This window comes from Enterobacter cloacae complex sp. P42RS, from assembly GCF_014930595.1.
Classification (GTDB): domain Bacteria; phylum Pseudomonadota; class Gammaproteobacteria; order Enterobacterales; family Enterobacteriaceae; genus Enterobacter; species Enterobacter bugandensis.
The window spans coordinates 111,616-128,918 of sequence record NZ_JADBRK010000013.1 but is presented as its reverse complement, the minus strand read 5'-3'; the positions used below and the strand labels follow the sequence as shown (position 1 = coordinate 128,918).

Sequence of the window (17,303 nt, the reverse complement as noted above, 5' to 3'; positions counted from 1 at the left end):
GTCAATCGCACGCTCTGGTTCTGGGATGTAAGAATCCAGGAAGCCAGCCAGTTCGATGATTTTCGCTTCCCACTCTGCGTCGCCTTCCAGCGCTTTCAGCGCGGAACCACGAACGATTGGGGTATCGTCGCCCGGGAAATCGTACTGAGACAGCAGTTCACGAACTTCCATCTCTACCAGTTCCAGCAGCTCTTCGTCATCAACCATGTCGCATTTGTTCAGGAACACGATGATGTAAGGAACGCCTACCTGACGCCCCAGCAGGATGTGCTCACGAGTCTGAGGCATTGGGCCGTCAGTCGCAGCAACAACCAGGATCGCGCCGTCCATCTGCGCAGCACCGGTGATCATGTTTTTAACATAGTCGGCGTGGCCTGGGCAGTCTACGTGTGCGTAGTGGCGAGTCGGGGTGTCGTATTCAACGTGAGAGGTGTTGATGGTGATACCACGAGCTTTTTCTTCTGGTGCGTTATCGATCTGGTCGAATGCACGAGCAGAACCACCGTAGGTTTTTGCCAGAACGGTAGTGATTGCAGCGGTCAGCGTTGTTTTACCATGGTCAACGTGGCCGATAGTACCGACGTTAACGTGCGGTTTTGTACGTTCAAACTTTTCTTTAGACATCGATTGTCCCTCTAAGACACGGATAAATCGGTGATATCACCACATCAACCAGGCGAAATGCCTGAATTGTTGAATACAGTAAAATTGAAACAGAGAGAAACGGGAAGGAGAAGTGAAGTGGTGCTGATACCCAGAGTCGAACTGGGGACCTCACCCTTACCAAGGGTGCGCTCTACCAACTGAGCCATATCAGCACGTATTGGAGCGGGCAGCGGGAATCGAACCCGCATCATCAGCTTGGAAGGCTGAGGTAATAGCCATTATACGATGCCCGCATCCTGAAACTCGGCTACCCAGTTCTTTCTGTAACAAAAAAAGAGATTTCTCTCTTTTTCAGTTTGAGCTGGCTAATTTTTCCAACCAGCTCCGGCGGCATTTACGCTGCCAGAAAGTGGTGGTGGGGGAAGGATTCGAACCTTCGAAGTCTGTGACGGCAGATTTACAGTCTGCTCCCTTTGGCCGCTCGGGAACCCCACCGGACTTGATGGTGCCGACTACCGGAATCGAACTGGTGACCTACTGATTACAAGTCAGTTGCTCTACCTACTGAGCTAAGTCGGCATCAAGTAGCGCGCATTCTATGGATACCTGCGCGGTCATGCAACTAAAAATTTGCATAAAACGTTCTTTCGCTCACATTTTATGCGAACGCAGCGCTAAGCGATGTAAAAGTAGTCATTCCGGGTCAAATAATCAACATACAGGCATGATTTACATCGCATACACCGTAGCGTGACGGCTTCCGCGTAACGCAGCGCTTTCCATCTTTTTTCTTATTATTCCCGCCATCTGGTGTTAACCTCCTGCCCATTGTCCAAAATTAACTGTGTGATGAGCCACGTCCCGGCAGCATAGCGCTGGCTCACTGAAGCATGCTTATGAGCAAAAAAGAGCAAACGTTAATGACGCCTTATCTTCACTTTAACCGCAGCCAGTGGGCTGCCCTGCGTGATTCCGTCCCTATGACGCTGACGGAAGGTGAAATCGCACGGTTAAAAGGGATAAACGAAGATCTGTCCCTGGAAGAGGTGGCAGAAATTTATCTCCCCCTCTCTCGCTTGCTTAACTTCTATATCAGCTCCAACCTGCGCCGTCAGGCGGTGCTGGAGCAGTTCCTCGGAACCAATGGTCAGCGCATTCCTTATATCATTAGTATTGCGGGCAGCGTGGCCGTGGGTAAAAGCACTACCGCACGCGTGCTGCAGGCGCTGCTGAGCCGCTGGCCGGAACACCGCAGCGTTGAGTTGATCACCACCGACGGCTTCCTGCATCCAAATGAAGTATTAAAAGAACGCGGGTTGATGAAGAAGAAGGGCTTCCCGCTCTCTTATGATATGCACCGTCTGGTAAAATTTGTCTCTGACCTGAAATCTGGCGTGCCGCACGTCACGGCGCCGGTCTATTCACACCTGATTTACGACCGCATCCCGGATGGGGATAAAACGGTAGTCCAGCCGGATATCCTGATCCTTGAAGGTTTGAACGTGCTGCAAAGCGGCATGGACTATCCTCATGACCCGCATCATGTGTTCGTTTCGGATTTCGTCGATTTCTCTATCTATGTTGATGCGCCGGAAGATCTGCTGCAGAACTGGTATATCAACCGCTTCCTGAAGTTCCGCGAAGGGGCATTCACCGACCCGGACTCCTATTTCCACCACTACGCCCAGCTTTCTGAAGAAGAGGCGATTAATGTGGCCAGGGGGCTGTGGAATGAGATCAACTACGTGAACCTCAAAGAGAACATCCTCCCGACGCGCGAGCGTGCGAGCCTGATCCTCACCAAGAGCGAGAAGCACGCCGTCGACCAGATTCGCCTGCGAAAATAGTCAGGCAGACATAAAAAAACCGGCTTAGCGCCGGTTTTTTTTCGTTATGCGTGCGGCTTCTCGCCATTTTCATCCTGATCGACCGCAAAGCAGGCGACCAGCTGACCGCCATACTCCTTCAGCTGCGGCTGAAGCTGGGTGCACGGGCCAAAGCGGCGGCTGCAGCGCGCGTTGAAGGCACACCCCGGCGGCGGATTCAGCGGACTTGGCAGTTCACCCGTCAGCTTAATGCGCTCGCGACGATCGTCCGGGTTCAGACGCGGCGTCGCAGACAACAGCGCCTGGGTGTACGGATGACGAGGATTACTAAAGATCTGCTCTTTGGTCCCCTTCTCCACGCAGCGCCCCAGATACATCACCATCACTTCATCGGCAATATGCTCCACCACCGACAGGTCGTGAGAGATGAACACATAAGACAGCCCCAGATCCTGTTGGAGATCCATCATCAGGTTCAGCACCTGCGCGCGCACGGACACGTCGAGCGCCGAAACCGGCTCATCGGCAATCACCACATCCGGATCGAGCATCAGCCCGCGGGCGATAGCGATACGCTGACGCTGGCCGCCGGAGAACATATGCGGGTAGCGGTCGTAATGCTCGGTTTTGAGGCCGACCTTCGCCATCATCGCCAGCGCTTTTTCACAGCGCTGCTCTTTGCTCAGATTGCTGTTAATCAGCAGGGGCTCTTCCAGGATCTGTCCCACTTTTTTACGCGGGTTCAAAGAACCGTACGGGTTCTGGAACACAATCTGGATTTTCTGGCGGCGCAGCTTCTGCGCCTGCGGGTCGTGCTTGAGCAGATCCTGGCCCTGATAATAAAGCTCACCGCCGGTCGGGACTTCAATCATCGTCAGCAGACGGCCCAGCGTCGATTTCCCGCAGCCTGACTCCCCCACCACCGCCAGCGTTTTACCACGTTCGAGGGTAAATGACACGCCGTCCAGCGCTTTCACCAGGCGCTCAGGGGCAAAAATCCCCTTTTTCACCGGGTAGTGTTTTTTCAGGTCGATGGCCTGCAACAGCGGTTGTTGCGTGGTGGCCTGTTGCGTACTCATAGTGTTGGCCTCCCGGCATCATCGAGTGGGTAGTGGCATTTTGACTGTCGACCGTCGGCCAGCAGATTCAGCTCAGGCTCCTCAACGCGGCATTTGTCCGTGGCATACGGGCAGCGCGGGTTCAGCAGACAGCCCTGCGGACGGTCATATTTACCCGGAACCACGCCCGGCAGCGACGCCAGACGCGCTTTGTCCTGAGCAAACTCCGGCAGCGCGCGCAGCAGTGCCTGCGTATACGGATGACGCGGCGCGCGGAAGATATCGTGCGAATTTCCGGTCTCAACCACCTGGCCCGCGTACATCACGATGATCTTGTGTGCCGCTTCGGCCACCAGCGCCAGATCGTGCGTAATCAGCACCAGCGCCATGTTCTCTTTCTGCTGCAACTCCAGCAGCAGCTCGATGATTTGCGCCTGAATGGTCACATCCAGCGCCGTTGTCGGTTCATCCGCAATCAGCAGCTTTGGTCGACAGGCAATCGCCATGGCGATCATCACGCGCTGGCTCATCCCACCGGAAAGCTGGTGCGGGTATACGTCCAGCCGCGATGCCGGGTCAGGAATACCCACCTGGTTCAGCAGGTCGATCGCGCGCTGGCGACGGGTTTTCTTGTTACCACCCTGGTGCACCTTAATCGCTTCCATAATCTGGAAGCCGACCGTGTAGCACGGGTTCAGGCTGGTCATCGGGTCCTGGAAGATCATCGCCACTTCGGCGCCCACCAGCTGGCGGCGCTGTTTCTCAGAAATGCGCTTCAGGTCCTGACCGTTGAACTGCAGGTTTTCCGCCATCACGCGGCCCGGGTAATCAATCAGCCCCATGATTGCCAGTGAACTCACCGACTTACCGGAACCGGACTCCCCGACGATACCAACCACTTCGCCCTGATTGACGCTGTAGCTGATGCGGTCCACGGCGCGAAACGGGGTGCCTTCGTCGCCGAAGTGCACCGATAATTTATCTACATTTAATAACGCCATCTCGTGCCTCTTACTGCTTCAGTTTGGGATCAAGCGCATCACGCAGGCCATCACCCATCAGGTTAAATGCCAGCACCGTCAGCAGGATTGCCAGACCCGGGAAGGTGACAACCCACCAGGCGCTTTGTGCGAACTGCAACACGTCGGAGAGCATAGTGCCCCACTCCGGTGTTGGCGGCTGCGCACCCATGCCCAGGAAGCCAAGAGCGGCCATATCAAGAATGGCGTTAGAGAAACCGAGCGACGCCTGAACGATCAGCGGCGCAAGGCAGTTAGGGAAGATATTAACGAACATCTGGCGCATCGCACCGGCACCCGCCACGCGAGAGGCGGTCACGTAGTCGCGGTTCACCTCCACCAGCACCGCCGCGCGTGTTAATCGCACATAGTGAGGAAGCGCCACGAAGGTCAGCGCCAGGGCGGCGTTACCGATCGACGGGCCGAAGATCGCCACCAGCACCAGAGCCAGCAGCAGGCTTGGCAGCGCCAGCATGATGTCGACGATACGCATAATGATGTTATCAACGATGCCGCCGAAGTAACCGGCAACCAGGCCGAGGATGATCCCCATAATCAGGGAGAGCACCACCACCAGACAGCCAACCAGCAGCGACAAACGCGCGCCGTACATCAGACGCGACAGCACATCGCGGCCCACATCATCGGTACCCAGCAGGTGCGCCAGACTACCGCCGTCCTGCCAGGCAGGAGGTGCCAGCAGCGCATCGCGGAACTGATCCGCCGGGTTATATGGCGCCAGAAAGTTCGCAAACACCGCAATCAGGATCATGATAGCGACATACACCAGCCCGACTACCGCGCCTTTATTGCGCTTGAAGTAGTGCCAGAACTCCTGCAGCGGCGTCATTGGAACCGGTGCAGCAACAGCTTTGTTTTCAGAAACCTGTGACATGATGGCCCCTTACTTCTTATGACGAATACGCGGGTTCACCACGCCGTACAGCAAATCGACCAGCAGGTTGACGAGGATAATCATCGTCGCGACCAGCAGCACCCCACCCTGCACCACCGGATAGTCACGGCGTTGCAGCGCATCAATCAGCCAGCGTCCGAGGCCCGGCCAGGAGAAGATGGTTTCCGTCAGGATCGCCCCCGCCAGCAGCGTACCCACCTGGAGGCCGATAACGGTCACCACCGGCAGCATGGCGTTACGCAGCGCGTGGACGATGATGACGCGCATGCGGGTTAAACCTTTGGCGCGCGCGGTACGGATGTAATCTTCACCCAGCACTTCCAGCATGGAGGAACGGGTCATACGCACGATCACCGCCAGAGGAATGGTGCCCAGCACCATGGCAGGCAGGATCATGTGCGCAACGGCATCAATGAAGTTGCCCTCCTCGCCCCAGATGGCCGTGTCGATCAGCATAAAGCCGGTTAACGGATTGGTATCATCAAGGAAGACCATATCGCTGACGCGTCCGGAGACCGGCGTCAGGTTCAATTGCACCGAGACCAGCATGATCAGCATCATGCCCCACCAGAAGATAGGCATGGAGTAACCGGTCAGCGCCAGACCCACGGCGGTATGGTCGAAAATAGAGCCACGCTTAACGGCAGCCAGTACCCCAACAGGAATACCCACCGCAGTGGCGAAAATCATGGCGCAGATGCCAAGCTCCAGCGTCGCTTTAAAACGCGGCACGAACTCGTCCCACACCGGAAGACGGCTTTTTAACGAAATCCCTAAGTCACCGTGCATCACGCCCCAGATATAATGGAGGTACTGCTGCCACATCGGCTTATCGAGGCCGAGTTCAGCCAGCAGCTGCGCATGACGTTCAGGGGAAATACCACGCTCGCCCGCCATAATCATTACCGGGTCGCCGGGGATCATATGGACGAAGGCAAAAGTGAGAAGGGTGATACCGATAAACGTCGGGATAACAAGTCCCAGACGTCGGAGGATGAACTGCAACATAACCCGGATTCTCTCTGATGACGCACGGCCAGTGGCGTGACGTCTGTATTGCTCACAAATCTTATTCCCTCCCCTTTCAGAGAGGCAATAAAGCACTGCTGCCGGGTGGCGCTACGCTTACCCGGCCTACATACCGTAGGCCAGTGCAAGCGCAGCGCCGCCTGGCGTTGCTTTTAATTATTCAACCGATACGTTTTCGAAGTGGTGTTTGCCCAGTGGATCAACCACGTAGCCCTTCACTTCTTTACGCACTGGCTCATACACGGTGGAGTGAGCAACAATCAGCGCCGGAGCCTGATCGTGCATAACAACCTGAGCCTGCTTGTAGAGTTCAATACGTTTGTTGTGATCGTCGGTCGCACGCGCCGGCTGGATCAGGTCTTCAAACGGCTTGTAGCACCAGCGAGAGTAGTTAGAGCCGTCTTTCGCTGCCGCACAGCTGAACAGGGTGGCGAAGAAGTTGTCCGGATCCCCGTTGTCACCGGTCCAGCCCATCATTACCGCCTGGTGCTCACCCGCTTTGGCGCGCTTCAGATACTCGCCCCACTCGTAGGTCACAATCTTGGCCTGAACGCCAATTTTCGCCCAGTCAGCCTGAACCATTTCCGCCATACGGCGTGCGTTCGGGTTGTACGGACGCTGTACCGGCATCGCCCACAGCTCGACGGTGAAGCCTTTATCCTGGCCCGCTTCTTTCAGCAGCGCTTTCGCTTTCTCAGGATCGTAACTGTAGTCCTTAACGTCGTCGTTATAGCCCCACATGGTTGGTGGGATCAGGTTCTTGGCAGCAACGCCCGCGCCCTGGTAAACGGCCTTGATGATCGCTTCTTTGTTCACCGCGTAGGTCAGCGCCTGACGTACTTTCACGTCATCAAACGGTTTCTTCTCGGTATTGAAGGAGAGATAGCCCACGTTCAGGCCCGCCTGCTCCATCAGGTTGATGTTTTTGTCCTGCTTCATGCGCGCGATATCTGCCGGATTCGGGTACGGCATCACCTGGCATTCGTTTTTCTGCAGTTTAGCGTAACGCACGGATGCATCAGGCGTGATGGAGAAGACCAGACGGTCGATCTGCGGCTTGGTGCCCCAGTAGCCCGGGAAGGCTTTATACAGAATACGGGAGTCTTTCTGGTACTGCAGCAGCTGGAACGGGCCGGTACCGATTGGGTTCAGGTCCACTTTTTCCGGCGTGCCGGCTTTCAGCATATTGTCCGCATACTCTTTAGAGAGAATAGAGGCGAAGTCCATGGCCAGGTCAGCCAGGAATGGCGCTTCAGGACGGGTCAGCACGAACTGAACGGTTTTATCGTCTACTTTTTTCACTTCGGCGATCAGGTCAGGCAGACCCATCCCTTCGAAGTATTCGTAGCTGCCGCCAGACACTTTGTGGTACGGGTTCTGGGCGTTTTTCTGACGGTCGAAGGAGAACACAACGTCGTCGGCGTTAAAGTCGCGCGTTGGTTTGAATTCTTTGCTGTCCTGCCACTTCACGCCCTGGCGCAGGTGGAAGGTATAGGTTTTGCCGTCTTCGCTGATGTCCCACTTCTCGGCCAGACCCGGAATCACTTCCGTGGTGCCGGTTTTGAATTCAACCAGACGGTTATAGATCGGTACAGAGCTTGCGTCGTAAGTCGTACCAGAGGTAAAGAGCTGTGGGTTAAAGCCTTCCGGCGAGCCTTCAGAACAGTAAACCAGGGTTTTTGCCTGTACGCTTGCTGCCACGGTCATAGCCACCAGGCTCAGACCAAGCTTCAGCATCCCTGACTTCTTCAAGGAAATACTCATTATTCTGCTCCAATGTGATGTTTTGCTTTGTTGTGTTACGCCGCCAGACCTTTATTTATTTTTTACCCGGTCCGGTCGGAGGTGCCCGAAGGCGTTTAAGGGATGGAGAATCCTTTCAGAAGAGCGTTTGAGTTGCAGCGCAGATCGTCCCTGAAATGCCCCTCATGCCCTACAATCTGTCAACAGAATGTGAAAACGTCAATACAGGCGACGGGGATTTGCGCCGAGTGTGAGAAACCGCAAACAAAGATTAAAAAAACCCTGAACGCCAGTTTTCAGCAGGGAAATTTATGCTACTCGCCAACTTGCAGCACAAATATCTTCATATTTCGCAACAATCAGTGATTAACTTTTATTCAGAATGGGTAAATTTTCTTGCAGAATGGTGATTATCTGAGCACTAAATACCGTGAACGTTAAAACGCACAGCGAAAAATGCTGAGGTTATCCATAAGCAACGCGAAAAAAGATCAATCTATATATAAAAAAATACAATGGATTATGTCACAAAATCGTTAACAGGCAGGAAGAAGCGGGGATAAGGGGCATTTTACTGAATCAGGATGAGTAAGCCGTTAATGCAAAAAGGGCTAACCTTGCGGTTAGCCCTTTTCAGAATGTGGTCGGCGAGAGAGGATTCGAACCTCCGACCCACTGGTCCCAAACCAGTTGCGCTACCAAGCTGCGCTACTCGCCGAATGCGGAGCGCATCTTACTGCTGAGGTGCGCCCCCGTCAATCCCTTATTTTCAAAAAGCCATTCAACTGGCGATATTCTCGCCAGAGCAGCTACTGCGCGGCTTTTGCGGTGTTATCAGGGAGTTTACACCAGTTGTTGTTTTCGTTAATCCCACCATTCGGTGAGGTATAGCCGAGGCAACCCATAATGGTATCGTACAGCTCAACGTGACGACGCGGCACCTTCATTTCCGCCTCTTTCTTAAGCTGAGCAAACATCTTCGCTTTCTCCGGATTTTCAAGATACTTATCCGACATCCACATGATCATCGGCACGCGGAACTGCTCCGGCGGTGCCAGCTTGCGCGGCGTACCGTGCAGGTGCTCTTTCTCATTAATGGACTCACCGTGGTCTGCGGCGTAGATAACAATCGCTTTTTTATCACGCAGCTGGTCAATCACGCGGCTCAGGAAGGTATCCACATACAGAATGGAGTTATCGTAGGCGTTGATCAGCTCCTGCTTGCTGCAGTCTTTATTAATGCCTACGCATTCAGGCTGCCATTTCGCGAAATCACGCGTGTAACGCTGGTAATAACTGTAATGCGACCCTTTGGTATGCAGAATGACGAGATGTTTGCCCTGCGGGTGATTCTTCAGAGACTGGGACATCTCCTCAAGCAGCAGCATGTCGTCCACGTTTTTCCCGCGGTTGCGAGGCTCGGCACCAATCTGCTCACGATACGCGATGTTATCTGCCAGCGTGTTGGTGTAGAACCACATCTCACTTTGCATGGCGAACAGATCGGAGCTAAATCCAAGCTGCTTCAGCACGGCAAAGACGTTTTGCTCTTTGAGGGTACGCTGCGGGTTATCGCTCGCCCCGCCTTCACGCACAAACATACAGCGCAACGAGAGCTTCGTGGCGGTATCGCAGGAATAGCCGCGGTAAGCCACCAGATTCTTCTCCTGCGCCAGTTTCGGCGTGGTATCGCGGTCATAACCGAGGATACCCATATGATCCCAGCGCGTCGTTTCACCGATGACAAAGACTACGTAAGTATCATCCAGCCCGTCAGCCGGCGCCTGGTAGGTGAACTTTTTGGTCGGGTTAATCAGCGATTTTACATCGCTGGATTCGTCCGCCTGTGCCCAGGCGTAAAGACCTAACGCGGACAGCCAGTTGGACGGCAGATACGAGTTAGCCACCACGCCGCCATAGCTCGGCATATCCACGCCCGTCGCTTTTTCGATCCGTTTTTGCTGTTTTTCCATCAGGCGAATCGGCGCCCACACCAGCAGGCCCGCCAGCAGAACGACGGCGACGTTGCGGATGCGCTGTCCCCGGGTACGCAGCTGGCGTAACAGGGTATAACGGCAGGTATTACTCCAGATAAAGAAGAGCGGGATCAGGCAGGTCAAAATCGTCCATATGATGAACCCTTGACCCACCACCTCTTTCGAGAGGTCGATGTCCGTGGTCATCACCGAGGCGACAATACCGTAGCCAATGACCACGTTCATGAATGTCATGTAATAGCTTGCGGCGGCAGAGATAATCACCACCAGCGAGGCCAGAATTTGCCATGTACGTCGGCCAAAAAGCGAGAGCAGGCGTAACAGGAAGAAGGTTGCCAGGATAGAGCCAAACACTTCAATGACGGCAAAAATTCCATTTCTTACGCTGAGGTGTTCGAAATAACCTTCCACACGTCTGAACAGTACCGCGCCATTCAGAAACAAACCGATATAGACAGCCAGCATCAGACACAATCTTTGCTGGGTAAGAGACCTAATATATTTCATGCAAACAACCCTGGGGGAAGGGGTATAAAGACCCGCCGAATCTCAGTGAGAAAGCTGACAGAGTAAGTAGATGCGAGCGAAACCGTTATCAGAAACGTCTACAAGCGCGATAAGTAGACCACAGCGGGAAAGAAAAGTGGCAGCAGAGAGTGTGATCGTGGAAATTTTTTACAAAATAACAAGTCCGGAAGTGATGTTGAGATAAAAAAAAGAGGCCCTGAGGCCCCTTTTCATCGAATCATGCATGCGCTTCTTTATACACTTCGCGCTGTGGCTGACGAATCGTTGTGGACAGCGCCAGCGAGATAATCAGCAAGGCAAATATCACGCAGAAGGTCACGTAGAAGCCACCGAACAGCGAGGCAATCAGCGACCCGCAGATACTGCCGATACCGAAGCCGAGATAAATGACGCCGTAGTTTTTCGCCAGATTGTTGAGGCCGAAGAACTCGCTTACCAGCGACGGGAAAACGGTAATGGTGCCGCCGAAGTTAAAGGCGACGCAGGCAATCGCCGCAAAGAAAGTCGCCTCGTTCAGCGGTGCAAACAGCAGCGCCGCCATGCCTACCAGAGAGATGACCTGCCCCAGCGTAATCACGCGGATGCGGGCGATTTTGTCAGACAGGATACCGAGCACCAGACGACCCGAGAGGTTAGCAATGGAGATGACCGTCACCGCATTCGCCGCCGTCGCGGCATCCAGTTTTACCATCCCCTGCGCGATATCTTTCGCCACACCGATGACATACAGACCGCTCATGCAGGCCGTCAGGAACATCACCGCCAGCATCCAGTACTGCGGTTTACGCATGGACTGCGCGAGGGTGAAATCATTCTCCACCACGCCGTTAACGGTTTTCACTTCCTGCTGCGGGGCATCTTTCATCAGCGTGGCGCCAAACAGAATCATCACCAGGACAATAGCCCCCCAGATCATGAACGTTTTTTCGAGGCCAACGGACGCCAGCAGTTGAGAGTCGATAAATTTAAAGCCAAGGCTGCCCAGGCCATAGGAGCCGATAGCAAACGCGGAGATTAAGCCTTTACGCTCCGGGAACCACTTCACGCAGTTCGACAGCGTCAGCAGGTAACCTGCGCCGTCCGCCAGCCCCACCAGCACGCCGGCGCTCAGCCACAGCATCATCAGATTGCTGGAATGCGCCGTCAGGAAAAAGCCCAGGCCCAGCAGAATGCCGGAGGCCATGGTCACGCGCTTCACGCCGAAGCGTTCCTGAAGTTTGCCCGCCACGGAAGAGGAAATCGCTAATCCAAGACTCAGCAAGCCGAAGGAGAATGCCACCTGGCTTATCGGCGCGCCGAGCTTATCAGACAAGGCGCTGTTAAACAGACTCCAGGTATAAACCGAACCCAGTGCGAACTGGGTAATGATGGTGCCGAAGAGCGTCAGCCAACGCGTGCGGTTATAGGTTGAGGTGTTCATGGCAGTATCCTGCAAGAGAAATTAAGGAAATTCGCTGAGGACACGATAAACAAAACCCCAAAACGCCAGGGGTAAAACGGCATGAAATGCAGGAGAAACGGAATGAAATGCCTGGAAGCGGGAATGAACGACCTTGCCGGAGAAGAAAACGTTGAAAGGTGAGTGACCACTATCACCACACCCCTCGCCGTTATTGTATTAAATATGTTACCGCAGCGTTTAAAAAAGTAACAACCCTAAAATTTGGCGCTTAAGCCCAGGGTATACAAATATTCTTCTTCCGACTGCTGGTTGTAGCTGATCTTCGCCCAGGGGTGTAAATCGCCGTACTGGGTATCAACACGCCACCCCAGCGAGTTCACGCTGGCATGCCAGAGGGGTTCGGTAAGCGACTGCGCGGTGGTTGTATCACTAAACGTATTTAACGTTGAGGGTGGAGTGCCCTCTGTGCGCCACGCCATGACCGGCCCGGTTGTAATATGCCCCGCCACGGGAAAATTCCAGCCAACGCTCAGAACGGTTTCCGCATCCGAACCGGATGGGTCGTTCAGCGCAAAGCCCGCAGCATTCTGCGAATGGTTAATACGCTCCGCGAGAATATCTTCATAACGAGGTTGGTGATCGGCGTCCCATGTATAGCGTTCTGTCGTATTACTTTGTGCATCTGAAACGATATATTCCTGTTGCCACGCAAAAGCGGTGTTACATATAAGCAGGCAGGCTGAAACGCCCACCAGGCCAGAAGCAGCATGGCGACCACTGATTTTTTTTATCATCATCAAAGCGACTCCAGAAAGAGCCGAGTTCGGCGATATATGTCATTGTTCGAAGAGGTATTGGGGCATATAGCCCTGTATTAACTATTGTCTCTTTAGCAGACTCGTCAAGCCGGGCAGATTGAAATTTTTGCGTTTATCGTATCAGGAAGGGAGATGACCTATGCAACGTTGCGGTTGGGTAAGCCAGGATCAGCTTTATATCGATTATCACGACAAGGAATGGGGCGTACCGGAAACCGACGGTGAAAAACTGTTTGAAATGATTTGCCTTGAAGGCCAGCAGGCCGGTCTGTCGTGGATCACCGTTCTGAAAAAGCGTGAGAACTACCGCAATGCCTTCCACCGGTTCAATCCGGCTGCGGTGGCCGCCATGACCGACGACGACGTGGAAAGGCTGGTTCTGAATCCCGGTATCATCCGCCATCGCGGTAAAATTCAGGCCATTATCGGTAACGCGCGGGCTTATCTGGCGATGGAGCAAAACGGCGAACCCTTCTCAGCATTTGTCTGGTCGTTTGTGGATAACGAGCCGCAGGTGACGCGGGCCGCCACGCTTGCAGAGATCCCAACCTCGACCCCTGCCTCGGATGCCCTGTCGAAAGCGCTGAAAAAACGCGGCTTCAAGTTTGTGGGCACCACCATCTGTTACTCCTTTATGCAAGCCTGCGGGCTGGTCAATGACCATATTACGGGCTGCATCTGCCACCCGGAGGGCAACCATGATCCGCAAATGGCACAGTGAGAATACCGCTCAGCTCCTGAGACTGTGGCTTGAGAGCACCACCGAGGCGCATCCGTTTATCGACGCCGCCTACTGGAAAGCGAACGAAGCGCTGGTGCGGGATGAATACCTTCCCGCCGCCGAAACCTGGGTCTGGGAGGAGAACGGCACGCCGCGCGGTTTTATCAGCGTCATACAGTCGCAGTTTGTGGGGGCGCTGTTCGTTACGCCAGCGTATATCGGAAAAGGCATCGGGCGCGCGCTGCTGAACCATGTTCAACAGCGCTTCCCGCACTTAACCCTGGAGGTGTATCAGAAAAACGTCCGGGCGGTGAATTTCTATCATGCTCAGGGCTTTCGCATTGAAGACTGCGCCTGGCAGGATGATACCCAGCACCCGACGTGGATCATGAGCTGGCAGGCGGATCAAACGCCGTTAAGGTAAGCTCGGGCCCTTCATATTTCTCGACCCAGGCCAGCGCCGTGTTCCCTGCGCAACCATTCCCCAGCTTCGAGCTGGGGAGATCTTTGGTCAGCACGTTAACCGCCCCGTTTTTACAGATCCCACCTTCGGTGGGCTCAAGGTCGGGCCAGGCTCCCTGATGAATACAGATCACGCCTGGCTTAATCCCGTCGCTGACCACCGCCCCTGCCAGCACCTGTCCACGCTGGTTCCAGACGCGCACCACGTCACCGTCCGCAATCCCACGCGCTTTGGCGTCTAAAGTATTCAGCGTAATTGGCTCCCGCCCGGCGACCGCATACTGCTCGCGCAGAGAGGTGTAGTTAAGCTGACTGTGCAGACGATGCGCCGGATGGGCAGACAGCACCTGCAGCTGCTCCGGCTGAGCGTTGCCGTGCCACTCGTCCGGCTCCAGCCACGAAGGGTGTGGCGGACAATCGACATATCCAAAGCTGGCGATGCGCTCGCTGTAGATCACAATCTTGCCGCTCTCGGTTTTCAGCGGATGGTTTTCCGGGTCGCGACGGAAATCGGCGAAACGGACAAATCGGGCGTTCTGTTCGCTTTCCGGCATTTCGAGAATCTGGTTCGCCTCCCAGAATTCAGCAAATGGCGGAAGCGTCACGCCCTGCGCCGCACCGCGCTGTCCGGCGATCTGGTAGAAACTCTCCAGCCACTGCAGGTCATTTTTCCCTTCGGTAAAGCGTTCGCGACCGCCCGCTTCCCAGAGCTCGCTCAGTTCAGCAAACACGTCAAAATCATCACGCGCTTCATCACGCGGGGCCACCACGCGCTTCATCGGCACCATATGCTGGTTGCTGTAATCGCCGGTCATGGTGAGATCGTTACGCTCAAACGACGTGGTCGCCGGCAGCACGATATCGGCATGTTTGGCCGAGGCGGTCCAGAAGCACTCGGAAATCACCACCAGCTCCGGCTTTTGCCAGGCGCGGATCAAGCGATTGGTATCCTGATGGTGCGTGAAGTTTGCCCCGCCCGCCCACCAGACAAACTTAATGTCCGGGAAGTGGCGGTCCAGACCGTTATGCTGATAAAAACCGCCCGGGTTTTCCAGGGCTTCAACGATTCGTGCCACCGGGATTTTATCCACGGCATCCACGCCGCCCTGCACCGAGCCTTGCAGGGACGCCAGCACCGCCGCTTTACGCGTTGGGTTACCGCCGTTCGCAAAGTGATAAGAAAGACCAAAACCGCCGCCCGGCGTACCGATCTGCCCAAGCATCGCGGCAAGGGTCACCAGCATCCAGTGTTTCTGCTCGCCGAACTGCTGGCGCTGCATCCCCCAGCCGGACATTAACATCGTGGTATTTTTATGGAACAGTGCCGCCAGTTCGCGGATTTTAGCGGCTGGAACGCCACAAATTTCCGCGGCCCACTCTGCCGTTTTCACTACCCCATCAGATTGGCCCGTCAGGTAGTCGGCGAATTTGTCGAAGCCGGAGGTGCACCGGGCGAGGAAATCGCGGTCGTGCCAGCCGTTCTCCACCAGCGTATGGGCGATACCCAGCATCATCGCCACGTCGGTGCCCATATGCGGAGCAATCCACTCGGCGCTGTCGCCGAAGAAGTCCATGGTTTCAGAACGCATCGGATCAATGCAGATGATGCGTTTGCCGCTTTTGCGCAGCGCGTCGAAATACCCCATCCCCTGCTCGTCGCTGGCATTCCAGGCAATTTTCAGCGTGTTCAGCGGGTTGGCGCTCCACAGCACCACCACGTCGGTGTGCTGCAGCACCAGCGGCCAGCTGGTCTGCTGCTGGTACACTTCGTTTCCTCCCACGACGTACGGCATGATCGCCTGCGCCGCGCCGGTCGAATAGTCTCCCAGATGACCGGTATAGCCCCCGGCCAGGCTCATGTAGCGCTGCAGTAGGGTCGAGGCCTTGTGCAGCACGCCGTTCGAGCGCCAGCCATAGGAGCCGGCAAAAATGGACGATGGGCCATAGCTGTCGCGAATGCGCTTATGCTGCGTATGGATCAGCGCCAGCGCATCGTCCCAGCTCACGCGAACAAACTCATCCTGACCACGGATCCCCTGCGGCTTATCCGGCGAGGCCAGAAAACCTTTGCGCACCATCGGCCAGCGCACGCGCGTTTTGCTGTGCACCTGATCGCGTACGACGGTCTGTAACGAATTGGGATGTTGTGTTGGCAGTGCCCCACGGGACGACAGAACATTTTCGCCATCGGTTTCGACCAGCATCGGCCCCCAGTGGGCGGCGGTCAGAATGGTTTTTGTTGAGGTGCTCAAGCGTGCGCTCCTGGTTGCGTGCAGGTTTACGGCCTTCTCGTTGAGGCCGTTTATGGTTTGTCACAAATTTCAGAGTTATACCCGGAATTTTCTCCGTATCTGGACGTCATAATCAACTGCCACGCTCGCCGTGGCAAAGAATAAAAAGGATTAAGGAAAGAAGATGAAAAAACGCGTACTCGTTATTGCCGCTCTGGTGAGCGGTGCACTGGCTGTTTCTGGCTGCACAACCAACCCTTACACCGGTGAGCGCGAAGCGGGTAAATCCGGCATCGGCGCAGGTATCGGCTCGCTGGTCGGCGCAGGCGTTGGGGCGCTCTCCTCCTCCAAGAAAGACCGCGGCAAAGGTGCGCTGATTGGCGCAGCGGCAGGCGCGGCGCTGGGCGGCGGCGTCGGTTATTACATGGACGTGCAGGAAGCGAAACTGCGCGACAAAATGAAGGGAACCGGCGTGAGCGTCACCCGCAGCGGCGATAACATCATCCTGAACATGCCGAACAACGTGACCTTTGACAGCAGCAGCGCCACGCTGAAACCTGCGGGCGCGAACACCCTGACCGGCGTGGCGATGGTGCTGAAAGAGTACAACAAGACCGCCGTGAACGTGATTGGCTACACCGACAGCACCGGCAGCCAGGATCTGAACATGCGTCTGTCTCAGCAGCGTGCCGATTCCGTGGCCAGCTCCCTGATAACCCAGGGCGTTGAAGCAAACCGCATCCGCACCAGCGGCATGGGCCCTGCCAATCCTATCGCCAGCAACAGCACGGCGGAAGGTAAAGCGCAAAACCGTCGCGTAGAGATTACGTTGAGTCCTGTGCAGTAGGTAAAAGCAAAACGGCAACCCCGTTGCCGTTTTTAGTGTCTGCGCCCTCTCCCGTGGGAGAGGGTTGGGGTGAGGGCATCAGACCGCAACCTCCGGTAAG

At 55.3% G+C, this 17,303-nt stretch carries 14 protein-coding genes and 5 tRNA genes; 4 read left to right on the top strand and 15 right to left on the bottom strand.

Translation table 11 applies throughout. From position 1 onward, the window contains the following. The 5 genes from IM314_RS15985 to IM314_RS15965 all read right to left on the bottom strand — a co-directional run. On the bottom strand, window positions 1-624 hold a 624-nt coding region (locus tag IM314_RS15985; RefSeq protein WP_193359157.1), incomplete at its 3' end, for a GTP-binding protein. A 118-nt stretch (window positions 625-742) separates the two neighbouring features. Then, window positions 743-818: transfer RNA gene (locus IM314_RS15980), tRNA-Thr, on the bottom strand. A gap of 6 nt (window positions 819-824) precedes the next feature. After that, window positions 825-899 (bottom strand) — tRNA-Gly (locus IM314_RS15975). Between the two features lie 117 nt (window positions 900-1,016). Further along, a tRNA-Tyr gene (locus IM314_RS15970) sits at window positions 1,017-1,101 on the bottom strand. 8 nt (window positions 1,102-1,109) lie between these two features. Further along, window positions 1,110-1,185 (bottom strand) — tRNA-Thr (locus tag IM314_RS15965). A gap of 317 nt (window positions 1,186-1,502) precedes the next feature. Between IM314_RS15965 and coaA the strand changes: the two genes are divergently transcribed. Next, window positions 1,503-2,453, top strand: coding sequence for a type I pantothenate kinase (gene coaA / locus IM314_RS15960; RefSeq protein WP_032644951.1), 951 nt, complete (start codon window positions 1,503-1,505; stop codon window positions 2,451-2,453). Window positions 2,454-2,497: 44 nt separating this feature from the next. Here coaA and dppF read toward each other — a convergent pair whose 3' ends face one another. The 9 genes from dppF to IM314_RS15915 all read right to left on the bottom strand — a co-directional run bounded on the left by dppF (window position 2,498) and on the right by IM314_RS15915 (window position 12,921). Further along, window positions 2,498-3,511, bottom strand: coding sequence for a dipeptide ABC transporter ATP-binding subunit DppF (gene dppF, locus IM314_RS15955; protein ID WP_193359158.1), 1,014 nt, complete (start codon window positions 3,509-3,511; stop codon window positions 2,498-2,500). Beyond that, window positions 3,508-4,491, bottom strand: a complete 984-nt coding sequence (dppD, locus tag IM314_RS15950; protein ID WP_041911597.1) for a dipeptide ABC transporter ATP-binding protein — start codon at window positions 4,489-4,491, stop codon at window positions 3,508-3,510. The genes dppF and dppD overlap by 4 nt, the downstream gene beginning before the upstream one ends. 10 nt (window positions 4,492-4,501) lie before the next feature. Further along, window positions 4,502-5,404, bottom strand: coding sequence for a dipeptide ABC transporter permease DppC (dppC, locus tag IM314_RS15945; protein WP_028015093.1), 903 nt, complete (start codon window positions 5,402-5,404; stop codon window positions 4,502-4,504). 9 nt (window positions 5,405-5,413) lie between these two features. Continuing rightward, complete coding sequence (gene dppB, locus IM314_RS15940; RefSeq protein WP_028015092.1) at window positions 5,414-6,433, bottom strand: dipeptide ABC transporter permease DppB; 1,020 nt, start codon at window positions 6,431-6,433, stop codon at window positions 5,414-5,416. Between the two features lie 177 nt (window positions 6,434-6,610). Next, a complete protein-coding gene (gene dppA / locus IM314_RS15935; protein ID WP_028015091.1) occupies window positions 6,611-8,218 on the bottom strand; it encodes a dipeptide ABC transporter periplasmic-binding protein DppA in 1,608 nt (535 codons plus the stop codon). Between the two features lie 620 nt (window positions 8,219-8,838). Next, window positions 8,839-8,915: transfer RNA gene (locus tag IM314_RS15930), tRNA-Pro, on the bottom strand. A 91-nt stretch (window positions 8,916-9,006) separates the two neighbouring features. Then, window positions 9,007-10,701 carry a kdo(2)-lipid A phosphoethanolamine 7''-transferase gene (eptB, locus tag IM314_RS15925; RefSeq protein WP_041911598.1) on the bottom strand — a complete coding sequence of 565 codons (1,695 nt, stop codon included), beginning with the start codon at window positions 10,699-10,701 and terminating at the stop codon, window positions 9,007-9,009. 238 nt (window positions 10,702-10,939) lie between these two features. After that, window positions 10,940-12,142: an MFS transporter gene (locus tag IM314_RS15920; RefSeq protein WP_041911599.1), complete on the bottom strand. Its 1,203-nt coding sequence runs from the start codon at window positions 12,140-12,142 to the stop codon at window positions 10,940-10,942. Window positions 12,143-12,378: 236 nt separating this feature from the next. Next, a complete protein-coding gene (locus IM314_RS15915; protein ID WP_153656935.1) occupies window positions 12,379-12,921 on the bottom strand; it encodes a lipase in 543 nt (180 codons plus the stop codon). 160 nt (window positions 12,922-13,081) lie between these two features. On the opposite strand from IM314_RS15915, the gene tag reads away from it, so the two are divergent. Both tag and IM314_RS15905 read left to right on the top strand, forming a co-directional pair. Continuing rightward, the gene (gene tag / locus IM314_RS15910) at window positions 13,082-13,663 is read left to right on the top strand and encodes a DNA-3-methyladenine glycosylase I (RefSeq protein WP_047363377.1); all 582 of its coding nucleotides are present in this window, start codon (window positions 13,082-13,084) and stop codon (window positions 13,661-13,663) included. Beyond that, the gene (locus IM314_RS15905; protein WP_193359159.1) at window positions 13,641-14,087 is read left to right on the top strand and encodes an N-acetyltransferase; all 447 of its coding nucleotides are present in this window, start codon (window positions 13,641-13,643) and stop codon (window positions 14,085-14,087) included. The genes tag and IM314_RS15905 overlap by 23 nt, the downstream gene beginning before the upstream one ends. Here the strand turns inward: IM314_RS15905 and IM314_RS15900 are convergent. Further along, window positions 14,050-16,329 (bottom strand): molybdopterin guanine dinucleotide-containing S/N-oxide reductase, encoded by a 2,280-nt coding sequence (locus tag IM314_RS15900; protein WP_060572559.1) that lies wholly within the window; start codon window positions 16,327-16,329, stop codon window positions 14,050-14,052. The genes IM314_RS15905 and IM314_RS15900 overlap by 38 nt on opposite strands. A gap of 211 nt (window positions 16,330-16,540) precedes the next feature. Between IM314_RS15900 and IM314_RS15895 the strand changes: the two genes are divergently transcribed. Then, window positions 16,541-17,203, top strand: a complete 663-nt coding sequence (locus IM314_RS15895; RefSeq protein ID WP_041911604.1) for an OmpA family lipoprotein — start codon at window positions 16,541-16,543, stop codon at window positions 17,201-17,203. Window positions 17,204-17,303: the final 100 nt, after the last annotated feature.